Annotated in this window: 10 protein-coding genes and 1 pseudogene; 2 read left to right on the top strand and 9 right to left on the bottom strand. The window is 45.7% G+C overall.

What is annotated here, in order from left to right; genetic code table 11:
• The 6 genes and pseudogenes from G5B11_RS12360 to G5B11_RS12335 form a co-directional block, all read right to left on the bottom strand.
• A pseudogene (locus G5B11_RS12360) lies at window positions 1-8122 on the bottom strand (hypothetical protein); the annotation flags it as partial.
• A gap of 260 nt (window positions 8123-8382) precedes the next feature.
• A complete protein-coding gene (locus G5B11_RS12355; protein WP_173728406.1) occupies window positions 8383-14601 on the bottom strand; it encodes an Ig-like domain-containing protein in 6219 nt (2072 codons plus the stop codon).
• Window positions 14602-14725: 124 nt separating this feature from the next.
• Window positions 14726-17077: a LuxR C-terminal-related transcriptional regulator gene (locus tag G5B11_RS12350; protein ID WP_173728404.1), complete on the bottom strand. Its 2352-nt coding sequence runs from the start codon at window positions 17075-17077 to the stop codon at window positions 14726-14728.
• Window positions 17078-17215: 138 nt separating this feature from the next.
• Window positions 17216-17473: a hypothetical protein gene (locus G5B11_RS12345; RefSeq protein ID WP_173728402.1), complete on the bottom strand. Its 258-nt coding sequence runs from the start codon at window positions 17471-17473 to the stop codon at window positions 17216-17218.
• Window positions 17470-20127, bottom strand: coding sequence for a heavy metal translocating P-type ATPase (locus tag G5B11_RS12340; RefSeq protein ID WP_173728400.1), 2658 nt, complete (start codon window positions 20125-20127; stop codon window positions 17470-17472). Before G5B11_RS12340 ends, G5B11_RS12345 begins: the two co-directional genes overlap by 4 nt.
• Window positions 20128-20181: 54 nt before the next feature.
• Window positions 20182-20490, bottom strand: a complete 309-nt coding sequence (locus G5B11_RS12335; RefSeq protein ID WP_158420941.1) for a metal-sensing transcriptional repressor — start codon at window positions 20488-20490, stop codon at window positions 20182-20184.
• Between the two features lie 222 nt (window positions 20491-20712).
• On the opposite strand from G5B11_RS12335, the gene G5B11_RS12330 reads away from it, so the two are divergent.
• Both G5B11_RS12330 and G5B11_RS12325 read left to right on the top strand, forming a co-directional pair.
• Window positions 20713-20853 carry a hypothetical protein gene (locus G5B11_RS12330; protein ID WP_173728398.1) on the top strand — a complete coding sequence of 47 codons (141 nt, stop codon included), beginning with the start codon at window positions 20713-20715 and terminating at the stop codon, window positions 20851-20853.
• A 7-nt stretch (window positions 20854-20860) separates the two neighbouring features.
• Window positions 20861-21139, top strand: a complete 279-nt coding sequence (locus G5B11_RS12325) for a hypothetical protein (RefSeq protein WP_173728396.1) — start codon at window positions 20861-20863, stop codon at window positions 21137-21139.
• Here the strand turns inward: G5B11_RS12325 and G5B11_RS12320 are convergent.
• From G5B11_RS12320 to G5B11_RS12310, 3 genes are read right to left on the bottom strand one after another with little or no spacing between them, the layout of a single operon-like run.
• Entirely contained in the window at window positions 21134-22498 is a 1365-nt protein-coding gene (locus tag G5B11_RS12320) for an MATE family efflux transporter (RefSeq protein ID WP_173728394.1), read from the bottom strand. The genes G5B11_RS12325 and G5B11_RS12320 overlap by 6 nt on opposite strands.
• Before the next feature lie 19 nt (window positions 22499-22517).
• The gene (locus G5B11_RS12315; RefSeq protein WP_173728392.1) at window positions 22518-24362 is read right to left on the bottom strand and encodes an ABC transporter ATP-binding protein; all 1845 of its coding nucleotides are present in this window, start codon (window positions 24360-24362) and stop codon (window positions 22518-22520) included.
• Window positions 24343-26082, bottom strand: a complete 1740-nt coding sequence (locus G5B11_RS12310; protein WP_334298001.1) for an ABC transporter ATP-binding protein — start codon at window positions 26080-26082, stop codon at window positions 24343-24345. Before G5B11_RS12310 ends, G5B11_RS12315 begins: the two co-directional genes overlap by 20 nt.
• Window positions 26083-26095: the final 13 nt, after the last annotated feature.

Raw genomic sequence — 26095 nt, 5'->3', positions numbered from 1 at the left:
CCTTGTTGGTCTTATTATTGTACATCTGCAGGGTAATGCCGTATCCAAGCATGGTACCATAGACGATGTGGGAGGTATCCTTGTTTTCATCCTGAAGTTTCTTAACTTCTTCCTCTGTGGTTTCCTCACCGCTTTCCGTATCAAAGTAGCTGGTATAGGCAAGCTGGGAGTTTCTCTTAAGAAGCACATTATATCTTGGTGCCGCTGATACGGTCAGTGTTTTTGAGCTGCAGGATTTTGGATTCTGTTCATTCTCCTCATTTCCGCCTACCCATGCGGTAAAAGAGGGCTTAATCAGGTCTCCGTTGTTCATGCCCTTCACACTAATGGCCAGGCTGCGGTAAACCGTTCCCCCTTTATTTTCTTCCAGCTCCCAGTAACCTCTTAAATACTGGGCATAGCTTCCATCTGCCAGCTTCTTCTCATAAATATAATAATACTTCATGTTCATGTCGTAGAAAGAAGCAAGGCTGCTGTCCACCGGCAGCTTCATTTCCACCCACAGCTGTAAGGTTTCATCTGTTACAGGAGAATTTCCTTCCTGCCTTTCTTCATCCTCTCCGTCTTTCCCGGTATCTTGCAGGGTAAAACAAAGATCATATTTGACAGTATCAAAGCTTCTCACGATCCCATTGGTATAGGAGCTGTCATTTCCCGGGCTCCATAGAACAGCCTGGTCTCTCTCATACCACTTGCCATTATGGCAGATCATCTTCAGGATCTGGCCATTATACAGATAGTGATGACGCTGAGCCATTTCTTCTTCTGTTTCGTCCTCTGTAACATCGTCCGGCGCTTCTGTTGTCTGGCTGTCCCCTTCCTCTAAAAGCTGCAAGGCTGTCTTTTCATCTCCTGTACATTCCGTGTCAAAAGCACCGCCGCCATCCGAAGTACCGTCTTTGCTGTTGGTAGTCATTACCGTAATGGAATCTACCTTTACCGTGCTTGCCGGGCCTTTTACTTCTGCTTCCTTATATGTAACAGCTGTCAGCTTCAGGTTATTGCTCTGGTCGATACCGCCGGTAATATAATAACCATTGGTCACATCTGTGCCTTCCAGCTGGTTCCCCCTGTAAGCATCATTTCTCCACGCATTATACTTTGCGGCATTGCCATTGTCCTCTTTCATGGCTGCTGCCTGGATCAGTGTGACAGCCGGCTTCTGGCTTACACTTACATTTTCGTAATTTCCAGTTTCCTCATAAAGGGAATAAATATCATTTCCGGTTCCGTCAATCGTGGATTTATTTTCACACAGCAGTCCTCCTGACAGGACAAAGCTGCCAGCATTTGTCGCCTGGGGATTCTGTGCAAGGCCGCCGCCCTTCTCCGCCTGATTACCGGTGACATTGCCGCCTGCCATCTTGATTTTTCCGGTGATCTGGTAAATAGCACCACCCATTACTGCCTGGTTCCCGGTGATCTTGGTACCTTCAAAAATATTCAGCTGGCCTTCATTATAAATAGCACCGCCATTTATCGTCGCCTGATTGTTGGAAATCTGAGTATTACTCATCCACACACTGGCTGCACTTCCTATATAAACACCGCCGCCGTATTCTGCTTTATTTCCGGTGATCTCGCCGCCTTCCAAAACGCATTTACCGTTGGACAGATAAATGGTTCCTTTGCTAGATACAACATTATCTGCGATCTGTCCTCCGCTGATCCGGACAGTACCGCCGGCATTGTAAATAACGCCGCATCCCCAATTATATAAAACCTGCACAGCATTGTTGCAAATGGTTCCTCCCCGCATTTCAAAAAGACTGCTTCCTGCTCCTACATAAACAGCCGCTCCATAAGCAGCATTGCACTCATTAATGGAAGCTGTGTTATCCAGGATAAAGGTACCGCCGCTGACAGCCACGCCTGCACCGCCGCAATTGCTTTGATTGGTAGGTGCTGAACACATGCTGATCTGTCCGCTCTCCATAGTCACATAGCCGCCGGACAATACCAGAATACCGCCCCCCAGCTTTCTTGTGCTTCCTGAGATGGTTCCTGTCGCTTCTCCCGGATCCAGTCCTTCGGTCTTCTCATCCACGATCCTAAGGTCACCGGAACAGGTGATGGCAGTGTCTGTGCCCTGCAGCTTGTGCCCGTTCAGGTTCAACACTGCACTTACGCCACCTGGGATCTGAATGCTTTCATTAATATCCTTGATCAGGTAAATCTCCGGCGCCGCATCCTGGTACTTTCCTTCTTTTACAGCATTAACAGCTTGCTGAAGGGAGGTATATGCATCATAATTACCAGTTTCATTTTCAATCTTTGCCACAAACTCCAGTGAATCATATTGAAGAGTAAAACAGCAGGCCCTGGTTACCGGATCATACTCAATCGGATCTGTTATGGCCAACTTTTTCGTTTCATTATACCAGCAGTTACCCTTTTTATCCTCATCAGCCCCAAACATATCTGCAGCTGCAAACAGCTGGATTTTAGAATTCTTATAGGATTTATCATAGCTTCCGTAAACATCTCTGCCGTAACCTGCCTGGTTTCCATACAGCTTGCCTGTGCTTCCGGTTTCTGCTGACTTCTCTATTACAAATTGTCCCATCACTGCAGAAACCCATACGCCGCCACCATAGGGTGCCTTGTTATTACTGGTCAGGCCTCCGTCCATGGTAAGGGCTGTATTTTCACCAACTCCCACACCGCCACCATAGGTTGCCTTGTTATGGATGATCTGCACATTTCCTGTGATCTGTACTTTTCGTGTAGACCATTCTCTTCTGCCGTCTATGTAGATACCACCGCCGGTATTTGATGCTATATTATCTTCGATCACACCGCCTGACAAGGTCAGCTGTGACAGCCGGGTCCAAATACCTCCGCCATGAATTGCTTGATTGCCTGCGATCCGTCCACCAGTCAGATACATTTCATATCCTGTAAATAAAGCGATACCGCCGCCATAACCTCCAGTATTCGTAATGATCCGGGCCTGATCCCCTATATATATCTTAGAGGCTGTACCTGAGTCAATAAAAACACCTCCGCCATAACCAGAAGCTTTATTATTCTGTACCAGCACATCTGCAAAATTGATTTCAGAAGATGTGGTTTTCACTTTGATACCACCGCCGTGAGTGGCGCTATTGTTTTCAATCCGACCATTTAATGTAAGCTTTCCTACTGTATCGATCCTAAGACCCCCACCATCGTTTGCCTTATTATCATGGATATATACCTCTTTCCCGATGATTGTCTGTCCGGCTGTACCTGCGCCAATCCCCAGGCCGCCACCGTAATATGCTCCATTTAACCAGAATTCACCTTTTTGGACTTCCAGCTTTCTGGTACCGTAAAGACTGGCGCCTCCGCTGTAACTGTTGTTTCCGTATTGTCTTGTACTGTTATCATGGATCTTGCAGTCCTTTACCAGCACATCTCCTGCGCTTAAGGACAGGCCGCCACCGCTTTTGGCCCGGTTATGGTGGGCATTAATATTCTCTACAGTTACTTCCCCTACAGATGTGGTACGGATGCCGCCGCCATATCCTTTTCCCACATTATAGGAAACTTCCAGATCCGGTCCGATCTCAACCGTTTTGCAATTCTGGATATAAACACCGGCTCCGTCTGTTTCCGCTGTGTTATGATGGATCTTACCGCCGGTAATGCTGATCGTTGATGCTGTATCTGTTCCTGATGTAAAATCAGCACTTACGCCGCCGCCATGGCTGCCGGCTGTATTCTCACAGATCTCACCGCCTGATATCAGGATCTGGTTGGCAAGATTGAAGGCTCTTCCCATATACACTCCGCCACCATTCTTTTCGGCCTGATTATTACAGATCCTTCCACCTGTCATGGTAAAGGAAGAAGGGGCATTGGCACTGATACTGTAAAATCCTATACCGCCGCCATAAACAGCCTGGTTTCCAGTGATCTCTCCCCCGCTGATGGTAACAGAAGCATTCTGGTCTGCATAAATGCCGCCGCCATATTTTACGCCGGAGAAGCCTGTGATCACGCCTCCCTTTAAGGTAAAGATTCCTTCATCTCTTACAAAGACACCTCTGTTGCCGGTAACACCTTCTGCCGGCTTGATCCTGCCGCCCTGGCTCTGGTCCGGATTGGTGCCAGGATGACCTGTGGTACTGTCTACTTCCAGCTTTCCTCTTATATCAAGCACATTTTCCCGTGAAGAGCATAAGGTATATCCATTTAAGTCCAGGACCACATCCTTGTCCTTTACAATTTTGACACTTTCTTCACAATCTCTGAGAAGATAAATCCTCTGTCCCTGTGTGGCTGCATTTACTGCTTCCTGAACAGATAGATAATTCTGCCCGGCTCCGCTTTCATCCAGAATCTGAGCCGCTGCTTCCTGAGATGGATCTTCCATGTACAAGGCATAAAAGTGACAATTCTGTTCCAGACTGGAGGATGTAACAGCTTCCGTGTATGCCTGATAATTTTCACAATCATACCAGCAATTATAATCTCCCGGCTCCATAGACGAAGCCGGCATCAGGGTAAGGCCTGCCCTTTCTGCTGCATATATATCACTTTTACCAAGCGTGCACTGATTGCCATATACAACTCCGCCTGTCACAGAAGCAATACTGCCTGCACCTACACGGATACCGCCGCCTACACTGCCGGTGGTATTCCCTGTGATAGCTCCACCTGTAACATTCAGGGTAGAACTTGACAGATAAATGCCGCCTCCTCCCCAGTTTGCATTAGCATTGGTGGTTGTATTGCCAGAGATCTCACCACCGGACATATTGCAGGTGCCATTCCACAGATAGATGCCGCCTCCGTAATTACTTGCTTTGTTATCACAGATCCTGCCTCCGGTAATGTCCAGCCTGCCTTGCACATAAAGGCCTGCACCCTGATTGGCTGTATTCCCGATGATCTCTCCGCCTTCTATACGAACCTTTGCACCAGCCCAGCCATAAACGCCTGTGCCCTGATTGGCACTGTTCCCGGTGATCTTTCCTCCTGTCATTGTAAAGGATCCGGCATTAACAGCTACCGCAGACTGTGTGTTTTTCGTGATCAGGCCTCCATTCATCACAAAAGAGCTGTCCCTGTCCATTACTAAAACACTTCCGCTGCCATTTGCCTTCAAAGTCCCGCTGTTCATGACCAGGCTTCCATCCTGGACAAAGATGCCTCCTCCAAAGCCATACCTAGCCGATACACCTCCGGTAATACATCCAGTCTGGTCTTCACTTGTATCTTCCAGGGTCATTTCTCCTTTAACTGTAAACACAGGAGTATTCGTCTTCCCGCTTCCCCGGATGGTATTCCCATTCAGGTCAAAGCAGACCCTGGCTCCCTTTGGGATCGTCACTGCCTCTTTATCCTCTTTTAAAAGAGTGATCCTGTGAAGCTGTCCATCCCCGGCTGCATCTACTGCTGCCTGAACGGTAGGAAATTCTGCCAAATCATCCAGTCTTGCCACCATCTCTGTCTCAGGCTCAGAGTAAAGAAAGGTATAACGGTAAACCTTTGTCCGCTCTGTAGTATCCAGCTCCAGCCCCTGGGTATTCCTTTCATCCGTAGTTTCATCATACCAGGCAATTCCCGGTGTTCCATCCTGTGATTTCAGCTGGTCTGCTGCTGCCAGACTGACAACAGGAGTAAAATAAGTGAGCTTGCCGTTATTATTCACCTTCAGGGTTGCGGCAACATACAGATCCTGTCCGCCTGGAATAGTACCTGACCCCGGTGCCTGATTATCAGAAATCACTGCCCCTTTCTCTATTATGATCTCCGGATTTAAGGTATTAGTAGTCCATACATAAGCACCACCGCCATAAATATACGCCTGATTATGACTGATCTCGCCGCCGCTGATCTGGACAGTACCGCCAGCCAGACTTACAGCACCACCATAGTTGGCACGATTGTTATAGATCTTTACATCTCCTGTAATAGTCAGAAGCCTGTTATTTTCAGTAAGAGATATAACCCCGCCATAATTGTTTGCCTGGTTGTTGGTGATCTCACCGCCGGAAATGGTACCGGCACCAAATAAAACGCCGCCGCTGCTGGTGGTAGTATTATCTTTGATCACTCCGCCCTTCATGTAAAGGGTGCCTCGTACTGCGCCGCCTACTCCGGAAGTATTGTTGCCGGAGATTTCCCCTTCATTCAAGGTTACAGTCCCATAGGCTCCGCCGCCTCCATTGATGCCGGTCTTGTTGCCATGTAAGATGCCGCCATTCATAACCAGAGAGCCGTGCACACCACCGCCCATATTGTCCGCTTTATTTCCTTCGACCCTGGCCTGCTCAGACATGGTAACATTTCCATAGATACCGCCACCATTTCCCTTTGCCTGATTATCAGAAATGATCACATCTCCGGAAAGGATCGCTGTTGAAATATATCCGCCGCCTCCATAATCTGCTGCATTCCTGCAGATCTTACCGCTGCTGGCGGTCAGTTTACCGTTTTCTAAATAAAGTCCGCCGCCCCAGCCGTAAGTGCTTCCCTGAGCCTGGTTATCAGAGATCTCACCGCCGGTCATTACAACATTGGCTCCCTTTCCAAATATGCCGCCACCATAAAAGCTGGCTTTATTGCCATTTATCAGGGTTCCCTCCTGGATCTGTACCTTACAGTAAGCTCCCATGGCAACACCGCCGCCGGTACCAATGGTCTTATTATTCAGGATCTGTACTCCGGAAAGGACCACATCTGCATAATTGCTGATCCACACACCGCCACCATAATGGGCGTCGACCCACTGATAATTAATATCCTCATCGGTCAGTGAGTTTTCCTGAATAGTGCCGCCCATAAAGCTGACAGATGACCGGATCTTGTCAGTACTGTAAAAATACATACCTCCGCCATAGGACACTGCCTGATTGTGGGATACCATTCCGGAAACCATTGTAAAATGAATCGGAGCCTGAACATGAACACCGCCTCCTCTAATATCGGCAGTATTATTTGAAACAGTCAGGCCATCAAAGATCCATTTATTTTCCACATCAGACACACTATGGATGTAAAGGCCTCCTCCATTCTGATCTGCGTGATTCTCTGTAATGGAAATCCCGCTGCCAAAGGTACTTGTTTCACAGTCATAAGACTGTATGTACACACCACCCCCATTAAGTGCAGCACTGTTCCCGGTGATGGCACCGCTCTGATAGGAAAGATCACTTGCATGATAGATCCATATACCGCCGCCGCTGATACCGGAGCTGTTCCCACGGATCATACCGCCTTCTATAGACAGACTGGCCCCTTCATTTACATACACACCGCCGCCTCGGCCTGCTGCAGCATAGCTGGAGATTTCTGCTCCCTTTCCAAGGACCAGACGGCCGCCATAGCATACAAATACGCCTCTTGTATTCTCGTTGCCAAGAGAAGAGGCACTGCCGGATAAGGTGCCGTTCTGCAGGGTAAGCTGTCCGTATACAGTAATATTATTGGTATCCTTACCATTCTCTGCTGATGTTTTATCCACAGTCAGTGTATGCCCATTCAGATCCAGTACAACATCCATACCATGAGGGATCAGAAGATTCTCTTCTACTGTATCCGGAAAGTTTTCTCCAAGACTTAAGGTAAGTGTTGTAGAGCCTGCCTTCCTTGCTTCTTCGATCAGATACTGAATGGTGCCTTCCTGTGCATCTGCAGGAGCATCCAGAAGAGTGGTATCTGCCGTTTCTTCATTACTATCAGTAAGCACACTTTCCCCATCCGTGAAAACATCTTCTATCTTGGATGTGTCAGCCTCGCTGTCCGGCGCCGCTGTATCCTCTACCTGAGATGTGTCAGCCTCGCTGTCCGGCGCCCCTGTATCCTCTACCTGAGATGTGTCAGCCTCACTGTCTGGCGCCGCTGTATCCTCCTCTATCTGGGATGGATCAGTCTCACGATCTGGTGCTGCTATATCCTCTATCTGAGATGTGTCAGCCTCACTGCCTTGTGCCGGTACGTCCTCTATCTGTACATCCTCACTGCTGTAAGATTGATCTGCAGATAAGACTTCTTCCTGCTGATATCCATAGTCTTGTCCATAATCAAACGTGGCAGCAGACAAACCGGTGCCCTGGCTTCCCATTGCGATTGCAAATACCAAAAACCAGGACATCCCTTTTTTAAAAGATCTCCAATGGCTGTTTTTCATATTCATACGCTCCTTTTATATATCTTCCTCCACCTGTCTTCTCCTGGTCAAAACAGGTAAAAATCTTCTTTTCTCTTCGCTTCCGCTCCTTTTTTTATTAAGCTAGTTTTACTATTCGGTGTGAGGATTGTCAATTAAGAATCAGCCTCATGAAATGCAAAGACTTTCAAAAATATGATTATAGTCAATTTTTATAGCATCAAAATCAGACATATATGAAAAGGGAAGAAGCCAGAAGCCTCTTCCCTTTCTTTTGCAGGTTATTTTACATTGATCTTGATTCGATATGTTTTTGCACCGGATTCGACTGTGATCGTTGCCTTTCCTTTCTTTCTGGCTTTGATCTGGCCTTTCTTTGTAACCGATGCGATTTTCTTATCAGAAGATGTATAAGTTATCTTCTGCTGACTTGTAACAGGTGCTGCTGCAGCTGCCAGCTTTAAGGTTTCTCCTTTTTTCAGGGTAACAGTCTTTCCAACCTTTTTCTTTGTCACTGCATTTGTAACTGTCAGCTTTTTGGTCTGAACCGTGGTTTTTTGTACTTTTACTTTAAAGCTTGCTTTTTTACCACTCTTAAGAAGTACAGTGATGGTAGCCTTTTTCCCTGCTTTTCGGCCTTTGATCACTCCGTTTTTCACAGATACTGCTTTTGCATTGCTGGACTTCCAGGAAACAACTTTGTCTCCCTTGCCCATGGTAACCTTCACTTTGTAGGACTGTTTTACTTTCAGCGGGATGGTGCCTTTCACGCTCAGTGAAATCGTACCTGTCAGTTTCTCTATGGAAGCTGACTCTTTCTTTTTGCACTGGGAGCAGATACGCTCCTTTACTCCTGTCTCCAGAACAGTGGGATCTTTTGTAATGATCCATTCTCCGAAGCTGTGCTGTCCCTTGGCCGGAAGTGCTCTGGTCTCAACGACATGGCATCTTGTGCAGCTGCGCTGCTGCTGTCCTTCTGTTTCACAGCCTGCTTCCTTTACAGTGATCCATTCTCCGAAACTGTGCTGTCCCTTGGCCGGAAGTGCTCTGGTCTCAACGATATGGCATCTTGTACAGCTGCGCTGCTGCTGTCCTTCTGTTTCGCAGCCTGCTTCCTTTACAGTGACCCATTCTCCAAAGTTATGTCCATATGCTTCCTGTGTCTGATAGGTTTTTGTGTGATTGTGAACCTTACATCTGTAAGTAATGCTGCCATCTGTTGTACAGGTAGCACTGATCTCAGACTCTTCTGTCCACTGGCACACACCACGCAGTACAGTAATGGTGTCATCACCATACCTTGTGCGCGTATAAACCTGATAGGAAGTTCCGGCTTCCAAATAGTAGCCATTAATCTCCTTCACTTCTTTGCCTGTTTCTTCTTCTACAACCTTGATCCAGTCATCCTGATCCATATCAAAGGAATAAAAACCGCTTTCCTCCGGTGTATATCGGAATGCTGTGAGCTGGTTGCCGGCTGCAGGCACCTGGATGGTTTCTCCGGTTTTAAGTACCGGGAGCTGCTCTGTAGAAGCTGCTTTCAGGTCAACAAAGCTTCTGCAGCTGCCAAATGCAAAGAAAACACGAAGGGTATCATTCCCAATCCATTTCCAGTACAGGACACGCACAAACCGGCCTGCCGGATCCGTCTCACCCTGTAAAATATCTTTGCTGCTTCCATCTGCATAATGGGCAGTGATCACCATTCCATCAAGAGAAACACTATCATCCGCATTTGGATATACAAAAGGATTATCTGGAGCTTTTTTCAACTCTACAGATGTTAGTTCGTCTGCCTTTGCTATATAGAATGAGAATGCATTGGCAGGCTTTTCACCCTGATTTCCAAGATAAACAAGGTAAGAAACTCCCTTTTTCAGCGGTACAAGTCCACTATTGTCTTTCCTGATGGGATTTAGACGAACCTCCCACTGTCCCAGTTGAAAATATGTGTAATAGGAACCAAACTCCGTATTCAGGAAAAGCTCATCATTCCCGGAATCAAAATGAATAAAATAATTGCCATCCTCAGGAACTGTAAATCTGTATAAACATTCCTGGCCTGCCTTTAAGGAAGCTGTTTTCGGGGTGCCGATCTGAAGAGCCTCTATATCTGATATGCTCCCACAAGGTATCTTCCCGTTTGTGCTGCTCTTCCAGGTCTTGCCATCCTCTTTCTTATACATCAGATCATATACAAAAAACACTTCATTCGTCTCAGGATCGCCGTCCATTTCGGATGAATCCACCACTTTGATCTCATTTCCAAAGTCATCTTTCAGGGTATGATCATAATAATCATCTTCTAGTATTTTTTCACTTCCATCCTGATAAGTGATCTTAAGACTGTAAGCCCTCAGAGGATAGCTGAATAATGTAGTATTTATGTCAGAAAATCCTTCTTTCAATACCAGCTCTAATTTACGGATATCCTTATTCTGAACAAAACTGAAGCATATAGTAGTGGTTCCGCTGTTATCCTTGCTATATAAGTCAACTATATAGCGATAGGTCTTGCCGGCTTCAAGAGAAGCTTTCAATGAAAAATTGCTCCCAGACCCGGAATCATCGTCCTCACCAAGCTGATTCTCATCTGAATATAACACTACCTTAGTGTCCAATCCACCTTCTGATTTTATCCGGTAATCCCCACTGACCGTTGGAGTGAAAACAAAAATCTGTTCACCACCTGCTTTTAAGGTAACTTCCCGGCTAAAACCATCTGTTAAAGTGATTTCTCCGTCAGCACCTGGCTGTCCAGGAGTCTCCTCAGACTTTTCCACTATGCGGATCCTGGAATCCTTGTAGGCACTGACTGCAACAATACAGCTTTCCCCTTCATCCATCTGATAGGTCTGTCCTTTTTTCTTGAACCGGCTGCTCATTTCCCGGTAAAAGCTTGCGTCAGCACCCTCTTCTGTCTGAATCTGATAAGTAGCATCTTTAGCAGCAGTGAATCGGTACAGGTGACGATAAGTTTCTTTTACATCTGTCCACTGTTCGAGAATCAATGTTTCTGTAACCTGCGGCTTTTCTGCTTTCACCTGCACACCTGCAGCAGCTATCTGCAGATTTTGGTTATCTTTCGTAAGAACCGGTGTGATTGTATAAGTACCCTTTTTCATGGTCTCATCAAAATCCATCTCTTTCCCTGATTCTGACAAAACACTGTAATACACGTTGCAACCGGCGATCTGATCATACGCCTTTACCTTTTCTCTTCGGCCATCTTCATATATAGCCACTGTCTGCAGTCTTACATCTGAATAGCTGTCCATACCTGGAATATAAGTCACATCCTCCAGCAATGTTGTTTCAAGCTTTACAGGCAACTCATTTTTTTTGATGCACAGCTGTACATCCGGGCCATATTCATTATTTGCGTACAGACTAAAGAAATAAGTTTTACCAGCTTCAAGGTTAAAGGACAAATCAGAATCTACATTATTTGAATTGATTAAATACTTACCATTTTCATCATACATGGTCAATATAACATCCGTATTCACTTCCAGTTCATACACACCTGAAGCATCTGGGGTGAACTGATACAACAGACGGTTTGAAGCTGCAGAACCTGTCTGCACCTGATCTGTTTCAAGAACAAGCGCACCAGAATCCTTCAGAGAAACAATTTTTACAGGAATGCCCTGCTCTGACATTTTCTCGCCATAGCCTAATTTAAGAATGTAATCTCCTGTAGAAACAGACCACCTATTATCATAAGGAATCGGACTGGTTTCCAATGTTCCATCTTCCTTTCGGAGATAAAGCCATCCATCAAGATGCTTATTGTACTGATCTGTCTCTCCAAGAGAAAGGATCTCTTCTGTTCCATCGTCCATTTTCACTTTGACCCGAAGGTTATCGAAATATACTGTCTCCAGATTCTGAATGAAAACATTGTTATCATTCTCCCAGCCAGGCAGAATTTCCACAGACGTAGCCACCGGCTGTTTGTAAATATACAGATTAAAATCCTGCGCCTGCGAGGTGTAGAATGAGATGAAATACTTGACTCCTCTTGTCAGTTCTCTGTCAACAGCCAAAGGCCCAATATATGGAAGCTGATTATTTGCTTCATCCCAAAGCCCTATAGATGCATTTACATGCCGGTCTGAATAATTAAAGGAATAATGTCCATCTGTTTCCGGGATGAAGATATAATAATTAGTGCCATCCTCATTCAATGGAAGCTTTTGACGGCCCATTTTTAACTGAGGCAGACGTGCTGCATCTTTTTGTACGGAAAGAACGGAAAGCCTGATCTCTTCGCGGACAGTTCCAGCAGTAAAGATGGCTTTATATTCTCCGGCAACGGAACCTTCCTGCGCAGACCATGGAATATAATTTCCGTTTTTATCTTCACGCAGCCATTCTACAGCAATGGTGTTACCTATATTATCTTCAACTGAAGTTTTACCAAAAAGAACAGCAATTTCAGCATGGCTGCCATCTACATAGTCTATACTTAAATCACCTGGTATCCAGATTTCCGGATTCATACCTTCGATCTGGATGTACTCTTTTTTAGGGAAAGACATCGCTGTAATATCCTGTCTTCTAAGCAGGCTCAGGGACGCATTTTCATCCTGGTCTCCTCCACCGTAAAATTTAAAAAGGATTGTATCGCCTGCATTCAAGGCCTGGATGTTTTCATATTTTACTGACTGATAGCCGCTGCCGGTTTTCTTATAAATGTCATAGTATCGGGACGTAATATCAGAAATACTATATCTGTCTGTTTCCGGTGCTGTAAAGCTGTAAAAGGCATGCTGGACATATGGAGAAACAACAGAAATCCCTTTTCCACAGTCAATAGCGCCCTTGTAAAGAACAGAATTGGTGATTTCTTTTACTGCAAAGGGAACAGGATCACTGGAAACATTACCGCTCCTGAATATCAGCTGATAATCTCCGGCAGGGAGAACGTCTGATACTTCATGCACAGTTCCGTCTTTATCATTGATCAGATAAGGTTCAAAGACCATCTCATCAATCCGGATAACGGTAGAGCCAAATGTTAATGTGCCTTCTTTTGAGGGTCCATTATCAAAGAAAACCAAAATCTTTGCTTCTGTGTAGCTTTTAAGACCGGCAATCGCTTCCCCCAGTGTGCTGGTGATCTGGATCTTTTCAATATTGGGGATTCTGGTAATGGTTACATCAGCAGTTTCGCCCTGATCCTCATCCATGTAGTAAAAACGCACATAATAAATCTGGTCTTGAGCAAGTATATATTGTCTCCGATGCTGAAAAACGCCGGAGTACTCACCCCATTTTTCGGATATGGGAGATATGTTAGCAAAATTAGCATTCTTGTCGTTCACCTGCATCAATCCTGGGGAATCAAAGGCATAGGTTCCACTTTTGGTTGGAATAAATTTGTACCACAGGGCATCATCCTGAGAGTGAACCCGTTTCACTGCTGTGGTGCCTTCACGGATATCCGTCCATGGATCCCCTGCAGTAAACTCATAAGATAAGGAATCCGGATCAGCAGGAGTGTAGCCTTCCACTTCAAATCTGACTTTGTAGGTACCTGCTTTCATCATAGCAGAACCGGCGCTGCCAGATGGTTCCCCCGCACTGTTATAGTACAAATATCCGGCCTTATGTCCATAAGTGTCCATAGGGAATGCATTTCTCGCTGTAACGGTAACTGTCTGTGAAGGTGCATTATGATAATTAAATGTAAGCTGAGCCCCGGCTGCATATACATATTCTGAACACTGCACGTATTGCTTCCGGGCGTTCTCTGCATTTAAAGTAACAGAGGTAATATCATAATCTTCAGAATACTTAACAACTCTTACTTTGTAGCTTCCTGTGCCATAATCAAGCCAGGTACGGAATAAATACTGTTTACCTTTTACCAGATCATAGGTGATCCTGGAAAGATGTGTCCAATTTCCGGATATTTCATCCTCTTTCAAAAGAGGCTTTTCCTGTTCTTCTACGTCCTCGCATAAATTGGCATGGGTTCTGGCAAAAACAGTATTCTCATCGGTCATGAAAACGTATTTGCCATCTTCCTCAGGTGTGAAATGAAACCAGGCTTCCTCTCCTTCTGTTTTGATCTCTGCTGTAAAATCCATACTGGTATTGATCTGCGTACAGAAACCCGGATAGGTTATGGTAGTACCTGAGCCACTGTCCGCATTAGAAGCATCCGCATCATATACATCCTGAAATACTTCTTCAGGTTCTGTCATGCTCTCTCCTGACGAAAAAAGCTGCTCTCCCTCATCTTCTACGTATGTGCTGTCGCTTTCCACATCGTAAAAGGAAAGATCCGGATCTGCATTGTCTGCTTCCGTAACCTGCTCTGCTGCATGAGAATCTTCATCCGGCACATCAAACACCTGGTCAGTATCCTGGGTCAGGCCTTCCTGCTCTGTGGTGGCAAGCTCTGTGGCACCCGCCATCAAAGCGGTGCTGTCAATGCTTGTAGCCGTCATAGCCATGGCCAGGATCCATGCAATTTTCCTTTTTTTCATATTGGTTGTCCTCCCTCTGGTAATAATATAGCTTTTATTGCAGCTTTTATTACTGCTTTTATTGTTGCCTGGTACAGTGAATATTAAGTAACCACCATATTGGCTTTCCTTAATTTTCACTGTACTAGATCAGCTTTCTTTTTTTTGCTTCTGCAATTGCTGCGGTTTTGTTTTTCACACCCAGCTTCCGGTATGTCTCCTTATTATGATATTTCACTGTGGCTTCGGAAAGCTTCAGCATAGCTGCAATCTCCGAAGCTGAAAGACCTTCTTCCTGTAATTTCAGAATACGGGTAGCATTGCTGCTTAATACAATATGTGTTTCTTCATCGCCTTGCAGGTAAGAAGGATAATTTTCAGCCATCTGTTTACACTCTGACAGCACCTGTTTCTTGTAAGCTCCATCTTTCCAGATGAACTTTTCCTTTCCGAAAAGCGGATAAACAAGAGGACCCTCTCTGCTGAAGATCCGTACAAAATGATATTCCTCAGCCTGTGTAATGCACCATTGGAATGTATCCTTCCATCCGGTCTGTCCTGTCTGGTACTGCACGATAGCTAACAGAAGCTGCACCTCCATATGGATGTATGTACGCTTCATCATAACTGCATAGTACAAAAGCTGCTGCAGAAGGCAGTATGCAGCTTCATATCTGCCCATCTGGATATAAACCCGCACCTTCGTCAGGTACCGGAACCGATCCATTGTATAAAATTCTTTTTTTTCATCCGGTGCTGTCTTCAGCCATGCAGATACATCTTCCCCTTGATACAAGCCAATCCTGCAAAGAAACGTATCCAGATTTTCAAGAAGATTCGGTGCTTCCAGTTCAGCCCGCTCCCGCAGGCTTAATAACGTGGTCCTGGCGCCTGCAGCATCGTTTTTTAAAACGGACAGCCAGGCCAATATACCGCTTCCTACAAATACAAGTTCCATCTTCCCGCTGCTGTCAGCTTCCATTCTGCCCTTTTCAGCGCAGGAAAAGATCTCAAAGGTATCGCCTCCTTTTTCCAGATAGCTTTCTGCCAAAGCCAGGGGCACCAGGCCCTTTCCATATTTGCCAAGAACAAAAGACACAGGCTTTCCTATGCTTGCTGCCAGTTCTCTGTCCCGTTTGCTCCATTCGCAAAAATCCTTGCCCCCATTCATAATGGAAGGAAGATTACTGGTAACGGCAAGCTCCGGCAATACAACTTTACGATTACGCAGCAGAATATCTGCATTCTTGAGAAGATCTATCATCTTCACAGTTCCTGTGTGGGGCAGTCCGATCTTCAGGTAAAGAAGCCGGTCCCTTGCCTCTTTGCCGGAACTGCCGGAATGCTTCTGGGCATATACCTCCAGTTCATGATACCAGCGTTCGCTCTCATCTATATTCAGCAGCATGGAATGCAAAAGACTAAGTCCTGCCATCAAAACAGGGCTGTCTGCCACGATCCGATGAGGAAGAGCCAGATAATATTTGCGAAGTTCAAAATAGTGTCCACTGGAAGGATTCTTTCTTGCGTTGGAAATAAGCAGTCTGGAAATACTATCCATATCCTGATATTTTTCGTACATCGCAAGGGCTTCAGGAATCCTGCCTGCAAGTTCGTAATACAGACCTGCCGTATAATACAGCCGTTCGATCTGGTCCGGGGTCCGTTTCCTGTGAAGCCTCTGCTGCATGGAAACACGCATTTCCCATCTGCATTTCCAAATACCATCTGTCCCGCTGATATCAAAAAAATTGCCGGTAAGCTCTGCTTCTGCAATCAACTGCTCTACATCATTTCTCCCTGTAAGCATGGCAGCCAGCTGCAAAGTAAAAGACTCTGTAATAGAAACATCCATGAAGAAATCCTGTAATTCCGTGTCCCACTGGTCATATACCTGGGTTTCCAGAAAATCCCAGACACGTTTCTTGGTACGCTCCAGATCTCCTTTTTCCATAACAAAAAACACTAAAGACATGGGAATGCCCCGTCCTACTTGCCAGATCTTCCGGTGCTCTTCCTCTGAGAAAACCAGTCCGGCGCGCTCTGTATATATTTTCTGCTGTTCTAATGTGAGAAGAAAATCCTTCTCCGGGATCTCTACAAACATGTATTTCGTCCGTAGTCCCAGCAGCCATCTGGGAAAGGGACATCTTCCGATCAAAATCAGCCAAACATTATCCTGATCCAGTAACTGACGGATCTTAGCAGAGAAAAGTTCTCTTTGCGCACTGTCTGTTACACAGTGAAGATCATCCAGGATCACCGTGTGCTCTCCTTCATATTCCTTTATCTCTACCATCTCTGCAGCAGTATCAGCAGCGCTGTAATAGGTGCAGCGTTTCATGTTAAGGTTATTCATAACCAGAGAAGTCTTCCCAATGCCGGTCACTCCGTAAAGATACAATGGTGTTCGGAATTTACGGGCAGATCTGAACTTACGGACTGCAGTCTCCGGACTTATGTAATTGTCATTGATCAATCGGACGCTTGTATTCATATCCCCCTCCTTTGGCCTTTTCCAATTATGATAGTATAATTTTACCAGAAAAAAGCCAGTTAAGGAACTATCCTTTTGGATAGTTCTATGTGAATCATGCAAAAACTGCCGTACTGAAAATCAGTACGGCAGCTCACATCAGGCATCAAAATCTGTTTCAAATACACCTTCCGGTGTTCTCATTGTCAAAATCCCAAGGTTAAAGTCCTGGTCTCTTATAGTGATGTGATACTCAAAGATCACATCATCCTCGAATTTGGAAAGAAGGATGTAACTTCCGTTTTCTTTTCCATCGATCTGGTCGCAGATGTCTTCATACACATCTTCTCCCCTGATAGCACGGGGATAACCGGAGTCTTTGATCTTCTTTTCAATCAGTTCAAATAACTCATTCATGCTTCCTGGATCCCTGTCACTTCATAACCGGCATCTTTGATCACCTGACGGATCTTGTCTTCATCCAAATGCTCCTTTGCAGTGATCACTGTGGTGTTCTTCTCGTGAGAAGATACCACGTCTTCTACCTGGAATGCATTTTTGATTGCCTGATTTACATGTGCCTCGCAGTGTCCGCACATCATTCCCTCTACGTTTACAGTGATTGTTACCATGTTTTTCTTCTCCTTTTCGTTATGATTGTTTATTTTATGATTACATGCTTCATGATTACATTCGTCATGATTGCACGTTTCATTATTGCTGATTTCATGATTATTGATTTCATGATTATTGATTTCATGATCCCCTGTGACCATGTAATCAAGATCCACCGGATGGATCTTTTTATCCTTCCCTGCATCATGAATCCTAAACAGGTTCAGCCGCAGCGCATTGGTGACAACGCAGAAGCTGGACAGACTCATGGCCGCTGCACCGAACATAGGGTTTAAAGTCCAGCCAAACAGCGGGATCCATACACCGGCAGCAAGAGGAATACCGATCACATTGTAGAAAAATGCCCAGAACAGGTTCTCGTGGATGTTCCGAAGGGTGGCTCGGCTCAGCCTTACTGCAGCCGGCACATCACTTAGGCGGCTCTTCATCAGGACCACATCAGCAGCATCAATAGCTATGTCGGTACCTGCCCCAATAGCAATCCCCAAATCTGCTCTTGTAAGTGCAGGCGCATCATTGATGCCATCACCTACCATGGCAACCTTGCCCTTTTCTTTCAGCTTACGGATCACACTTTCCTTGCCATCAGGAAGTACTCCTGCGATCACCTGGTCCACACCGGCCTGTGCACCGATTGCTTTGGCTGTACGTTCATTATCACCAGTAAGCATAACTACCCGGATCCCCATAGCCTGCAGCTCCCGAACCGCCTGAGGACTGTCCTTCTTGATCACATCTGCCACAGCAATGATACCAAGCAGCTTTCCATCCCTCATAAAGAGCAGCGGTGTTTTGCCTGCGTCTGCCAGTGTCTTTGCCTGTACAGTAAAAGAATCTGGCACCCGGGTCTTTGAAGAAACAAATGCAAGACTTCCGCCTGCCATAATCCTGTGATTCACAGTACCTGTAAGTCCGTTGCCTGGAAGTGCCATGAAATCAGAAATCTTAAGAAGCTCCAGATCCATTTCTTTTCCTTTTGTTAAAATGGCTCTTGCCAGCGGATGCTCACTCCTGCTCTCTAATGTATAAGCATACTGAAGCAGCTCCTCTTTGTCAACTCCAGGAGCTGGCAGTACATCCGTTACCTCAGGCTGACCGCTGGTGATGGTGCCTGTTTTGTCAAGGACAACGATCTGTACCTTTCCGGCCTCTTCCAGGGAAACAGCTGTTTTAAACAAAATACCGTTTTTGGCACCCATGCCATTCCCAACCATAATAGCTACCGGAGTTGCCAGGCCAAGAGCGCAGGGGCAGCTGATCACAAGAACGGAAATCCCTCTTGCAAGGGCATAGCCAAAATCATGTCCAGTAAGCAGCCAGACCAAAGTGGTGATCACTGCAATCGTGATCACTGTCGGCACAAAAATACCAGACACCTTATCTGCGATCTTTGCAATGGGAGCTTTTGTTGCAGCTGCATCACTGACCATTTTGATGATCTGGGAAAGTGTGGTATCCTCTCCTACACGGGACGCTGTACATTTGATAAATCCGGACTGGTTCACTGTACCAGCTGACACCTGATCGCCAGCAGCCTTGTCTACAGGAATGCTTTCTCCTGTAAGAGCAGATTCATTTACAGCACTGTTTCCTTCCAGTATAACGCCGTCAACCGGAATATTCTCCCCTGGACGTACAAGGAATACATCCCCTTTCTGCACCTGTTCCACAGGAACAGAAACCTCTTTACCATCTCTTTCAACGGAAGCAGTTTTGGGAGCCAGCTTCATCAGGCTTTTCAGCGCATCTGTAGTCTTCCCCTTGGAACGTGCTTCCAGCATTTTTCCTACCGTGATCAAGGTAAGGATCATGGCTGCAGATTCAAAATAGAATTCCATCATATAATTCATCACTGCTGCCATATCTCCATCCACCTGTGCACGGGTCATGGCAAACAGTGCATATACGCTCCATACAAAGGATGCCATGGAGCCTAATGCAACCAAAGTATCCATGTTGGGGGAACGGTGCCATAAGCTTTTAAAACCATTAATGAAAAACTTCTGATTGATCACCATAACAATGGCAGCCAGGATCATCTGTACCAACCCCATAGCCACATGATTATCCTTAAACCATGCAGGCAGAGGCCATCCCCACATCATATGTCCCATGGAAAAATACATTAGCACAAGTAAAAATCCTGCCGATGCGATCAGGCGGCGTTTTAATGTCGGTGTTTCATGGTCCTCCAGTGCTTCTTCCGCTTCTGACTGAGAAACCCTATTGCTTTTGTTTCCTTTTAAGGATGCTCCATAACCTGCAGCAGTTACTGCCGAAATGATCTCATCCGGAGATGCAGTCCCTTCCACACCCATAGAATTGGTCAGTAGACTGACAGTGCAGGCAGTAACACCCGAAACTTTGGATACTGCCTTTTCGACCCTGGCGCTGCAGGCTGCACAGCTCATCCCTGTTACATTATATTGGTCCATCTTCATTCCTCCTGGTAAACGGACATGTGGCCTGACCGCCACATAACTATACATCTATTTCATAAGCTTCTGAAGAGTTGCCACAAGCTCATCAATGGTCTCATCCTTCCCCTGACGGATATCCCTGGCCACACAGGTGCGGATGTGATTGGCAAGCAGTTCTTTGTTAAAAGAATTCACAGCTGCATTCACAGCAGCAGACTGGATCAGGATATCATTACAGTAGGCATCATTCTCAAGCATACCGATGATACCCCGGATCTGTCCTTCAATACGCTTCAGCCGGTTGATCAGCTTCTTACGCTCCTCTTGGGATCGGTCTGTATGCTTTTCGCTGCAGCAGCAGTTTTTCTTTTCAGTCATGGCATTCTCTCCTTTCTTCACATACCCCGTATGGGTATTCTTCATTTCAAAATCACTATATACCCCATTAGGGTATTTTGTCAAGGAAATTTACACATCTTTTTCATTATTATCCTTTACATTTTTTCTCAATAATAGTATCGTATGATTACAATGCTTACAGGAGTGCAAATGCAAAGCAAAGCCTGTAAGCAAGTTTTTTTGTGATGAGGGGATTTGAAAATGGAAGCAACCAATGAAAAAATAAAAACCGGTGCCATTCATATGACGTCCGGTTCGTTATGGAAAAATATCTTTTTATTCAGCGTTCCTTTAATGCTGGCCCAGATCCTGGAGATTTGCCACAAAGCAGGCAGTTATTGACGCAGGAATGGAAAGGATACGAATCATGGCACTCTCCTACTGCATCAGTGCCTTTATGGACTGCTCCATTGCAGCTTCCAGAGGGATCGGGAAAAGTGTGGTACCAACGGTTGTTGTGATCCTTGGCTCCTGTGTGTTCCGTATTGTGTGGATCTACACAGTGTTCGCACATTTTCACACGATCCCATCCCTGTATCTTCTTTATTTCTTCTCCTGGTCTATTACTTCTGTTGCGGAAGTCCTTTATTTTGTCTTCAGCTTCCGAGGGCTGAAAGTACGTTTATAATGCAGGCTGTTTCATCCTGTGTACTTTCCTGCGGACGAAATAGAAGCACACCACCTGGAGTAAAATGGTAACGGTCCAAGATGCAGGATAAGAAATAAACAGGAACCGAAGAGATCTGTGGGAAGGGAAAAGCCCGAAAACCCAAAGGATCCTCATTCCAACCGTACCGATCACAGACAGGATCATGGGTACTGCAGAGTGGCCCATACCACGCAGGGCACCTGGAAACAGATCCATCATACCGCAAAGGAAATACGGGATTGTGGTATAAGCCATGATCTCCATACCGCACTGGATCACCTTGGGATCATCTGTATAGATCTTCAGGATCTGAGGGCCAAAGAAATAAGCACCGCAGCCTAAAACAAGAGAAAAACCGGCAGAAAGAATCATGCAGTCTACAAGCACCTTATCCATTCGCTTATATTTCCCTACTCCATAATTCTGACTGGTAAAACTCATACAGGACTGGGTCACTGAATTAACCGATACATACAGGAAGCCAAAAATATTATTGGCTGCCGTATACCCTGCCATGGCAATGGAACCAAAGGAATTTACAGAAGATTGAAGCAGTGCATTGGACAGATTGATCACTGTGCTTTGGATTCCGGCAGGAATCCCTACCTGGAAAATCTGTTTCAGATAAAAGCCCTTCATGGTCAACTTGGATAACTTAAGCTGATAACTGCCATCTGTATGACATAGGCACCGTAGCACCAGTATACAGGAAATCATCTGGGAAACTACCGTAGCAATGGCTACACCTGCTACATCCAGATGGAAGCAGATCACAAGGATCATGTTCAGCACTGCATTGGTAAGGCCGGAAATGATCAGGAAAATCAGGGGACGCTTGGTATCCCCTACTGCACGAAGAATGGCAGCCCCATAATTGTACAGCATAAAAAAAGGCATTCCAAGGAAATAGATCCTCATATACAACACGGACTGCTCGATTACATCATCCGGTGTACCCATTAATTCAAGCGCAGGTCTTGTCATGATGAAACCGATCACAGCCATTACAATACCGCTTACCAGAGCAAGTGTTATGGCTGTGTGCACAGTTTCTGACATTTCCTTATGCTTTCCTGCTGCATAGAATCTTGCAGCCAGTACGTTTGCCCCAAGGGAAACCCCTATAAAAAGATTTGTAAATACACTGATCAATGCTGTGGTAGAACCTACCGCAGCCAAAGCCTGGCTGCCGCTGAATCTTCCTACCACAATAATGTCTACCGCATTGAACATCAGCTGCAGGATACCTGACAGCATAAGCGGAACGGCAAAAGTGATCAATTTATCCATGATCGTGCCATTACACATATCGATCTCGTACTTCTTACTGTTACTCATCTTACTATTATCCCCCATTTCAGCTAAGCTCAAACATTCCATGATATAGCTGGTAATATTTTCCCTTTTGTTTCAGAAGATCCTCATGGTCTCCCCTTTCAGCAATCTCACCATGCTCCAGCACTATAATAGCATTGGCATTGCGTACTGTGCTTAAGCGATGAGCGATCACAAATACTGTCCGCCCTTCCATCAGCTGATCCATCCCCTTCTCAATCAGTACTTCTGTACGGGTATCTACTGAGGAGGTTGCCTCATCCAGGATCAGCACTGGCGGGTCTGCCACAGCTGCCCTGGCAATTGCCAGAAGCTGCCGCTGTCCCTGGGAAAGTTTGGCTCCATCTGCAGTGATCATCGTATCATATCCATCCGGCAGACGGCGGATAAAAGAATCTGCATTTGCGATCCTGGCTGCTTTTTTAACTTCTTCCATGGTTGCATCCAGTTTTCCAAAACGGATATTGTCTGCTACTGTGCCTGTAAACAGATGGGTGTCCTGAAGAACGATGCCAAGAGAATGGCGCAGATCTGCTTTTTTGATCTGTCTTACATCTAATCCGTCATATACCACCCTGCCTTTTTGCACCTCATAAAAGCGGTTGATCAGATTGGTGATGGTAGTTTTTCCTGCTCCTGTAGAGCCTACAAAAGCAATTTTCTGCCCCGGCTTTGCATACAGGCTGATATCCTTCAGGATTGATCGTCCGTTTATATATCCAAAATCCACATGTTCAAACCGCACATCCCCGCAAAGTGGGACCAGGCTGCCATCTGCTGTGCGCCAGGCCCATTTCCCTGTAGATTCCTTACACTGGATGATCTGGTCTTTTTCCTGGCGTACCCGCACCAGCCGGACAGTCCCTTCATCAATCTCAGGCTTTAATTCCATCACCTGGAAAACCCGCTCCAGGCCGGCAAGTGCTGACAGAATAAAATTGCTTTGCTGGGTAAACTGGTTAATAGGAAGGGCTGCCTGTCTTACAAATACAAGATAGCTGGCAAGACCGCCCATATCGGTCTTCCCCTGAAGGGCAAGAAGCCCGCCTAGTACCGCCACAATGGCACAGTTAATGTAGGAAATAGCCACAACCACAGGGATCATAGTCGCAGCATATCCTTGCGCACCTGTACCTGCCTGGCGAAGCTCCTCATTTTTCTTACAAAAATCCTGAAAGCTTGCTTCTTCATGATTGAACACTTTGATCACCTTCTGTCCGGTGATCATTTCTTCAATAAAACTATCTAGCTGTCCCAGACTTTGCTGCTGTGCGGCATAGTATGCTTTACTTTTCTTCCCGCTGAACCTGATATACCAGAACATGATCCCATAACATACGGTTACGATCAAAGACAGCCTCCAGTTCAGGATATAAAGTACCGTCAAAGTACCTACCATCTGGATAAAGCTTTGGATGGCCATGGCAAAACTGTTATTTAATGCCTCGGAAATAGTATCGATGTCATTTGTAAAAAGACTCATAATATCTCCATGGCCATGAGTATCAAAAAATCTTAGCGGAAGTGTCTGGATATGTTCAAAAAGATCCTTTCGGATATCATACAACACCTTTTGAGAAGCCTTTACCATGGTCTGTGTGTATCCCCAGGCAGAAAAAGCTCCTGTGGCAAAAATCCCGGCAGCCAGCAGCACGCCCATCAGCAGGGAATGTATATCCCCATCTGCCAGATGATTGACAATGGGACGGATCATATAAGTACCTGCCAGATTTGCAATGGCACTGATAGCAACCATCACTGCCACAGCAAGGAAGATCAGTCTGTGCCTGCCTATATAAGAAAGGAAAAATGCCAGCGTTTTCTTAAGGTTCTGGGGCTTCTTCCCACTATACTGTCTGGAAGCCATCTTCGTCCCCTCCCTTCATCTGCGAAGCATAAATCTCCTGATAAATCGAATCATTAGCAAGAAGCTGCGTGTGGGTTCCGGTGGCATGGATCCTGCCGTCATCCATGATAATGATCTGATCTGTATTCATAACCGAGGTGATCCGCTGGGCAATAATGATCTTTGTAATATGCGGATATCCGGCAAGCGCTTCACGGATCTTCTTTTCTGTAGCAGTATCCACTGCACTGGTGGAGTCATCAAAGATCAATATCCGTGGCTTTCCAAGTAAGGCCCTGGCAATACAAAGTCTTTGCTTCTGCCCTCCGGACAGGTTTCCTGCCCCCTGCTCCAGCATTGTATCAAGACCATCCGGAAGCTTTTCCAGGAATTCATCTGCGCTGGCTGCTTTGCAAGCCTTCCAAATCTCTTCATCAGAAGCATCCGGATTTCCCCAAAGAAGATTTTCTCTCACAGTGCCGGAAAATAATATATTTTTTTGAAGAATGATGCCTACCGCCCTGCGAAGTGCAGCCAGATCATATTCCCGCACATCATGGCCTCCTACCTTTATACTTCCGCAGGTTGTGTCATACAGTCTGGGGATCAGCTGTACCAAAGTTGTTTTGGATGCTCCGGTACCTCCAAGGATCCCCACCGTCTGTCCCGGCAGGATATGAAGATCCACCTTCGATAATGCATATTCCTTTGCATTTTCATGGTATTTAAAGGATACATCCTCAAAGTCAATTCTGCCGTCAGGCACTTCCTTTCGGCCGTTTTGGGGTGATGCCAGGATGATCCTTTCATCCAGCACCTCTACAATACGATGGGCGCTGGCCAACGATCTGGTAAGCAAAAGAAACACATTGGCGATCATCATAAGAGAATTCATTACCTGCATCACATAGCTTAAAAATCCGGTAAGATCTCCCACTTTCAGCCCTGATGTGAGGATCATATTGCCTCCGAACCACATGATCAGTACAATCGCAAGATACATCACAGCCTGAAAAGCAGGCAGGTTCAAAACCGCATAATGAAAAGTCTTTTCACTGGAAGCAGTAAGGTCTGTATTTACCTTTGCAAACTTATCCTCTTCGTATTCATCCCTCACAAAAGCCTTTACTGCACGAATGCCTGTAAGCCCCTCCTGGACTACATGGTTCAGTCGGTCCATGATCTGCTGAAGCCTAGTATACATAGGCGCCACTTTGGAAACGATCCAGTACAGGACCAAAGCCAGTGCAGGAATGCATACAAGAAAAACAATGGCAAGCCTGGCATTCATCCAAAAAGACAGAAGAACCCCCATCACCAGAAGAGAGGGACCCCTTGTCACCGGCCTGAAGCCTGCGCATACCATATTTTGGATCACAGTAATATCTGTTGTCATCCTTGTTACAAGAGATGAGGCTGCAAAGTGATCCAGATTAGAAAAAGCATATTGCTGCACCTTTGCGTATTCGGCTTCACGCAGCTTTGCTCCCCATCCATAAGCAGCCCTGGCTGCATAACGGGCATATAAAAGCCCGGTAAGAAGGGCTGCTCCGGCACATAGGATCATCTGTATGCCTTTTATATAAATATAATGGATATCATGATTTGCCACACCTGTATCGATCAGGTCTGCGATCATAATAGGGATAAACAGTTCAAAACAGGTTTCGATCAATACAAGTACCCCGCCAAGCACCATATCCTTCTTATATGATCCCATATATTTCAGCAGCCGTCTCATATCATTCATGTGC

This window comes from Blautia glucerasea (assembly GCF_013304385.1).
Classification (GTDB): Bacteria; Bacillota; Clostridia; order Lachnospirales; family Lachnospiraceae; genus Blautia_A; species Blautia_A ammoniilytica.
The sequence above is the reverse complement of the archived record's forward strand: the minus strand, read 5'-3'. Positions and strand labels throughout refer to the sequence as shown.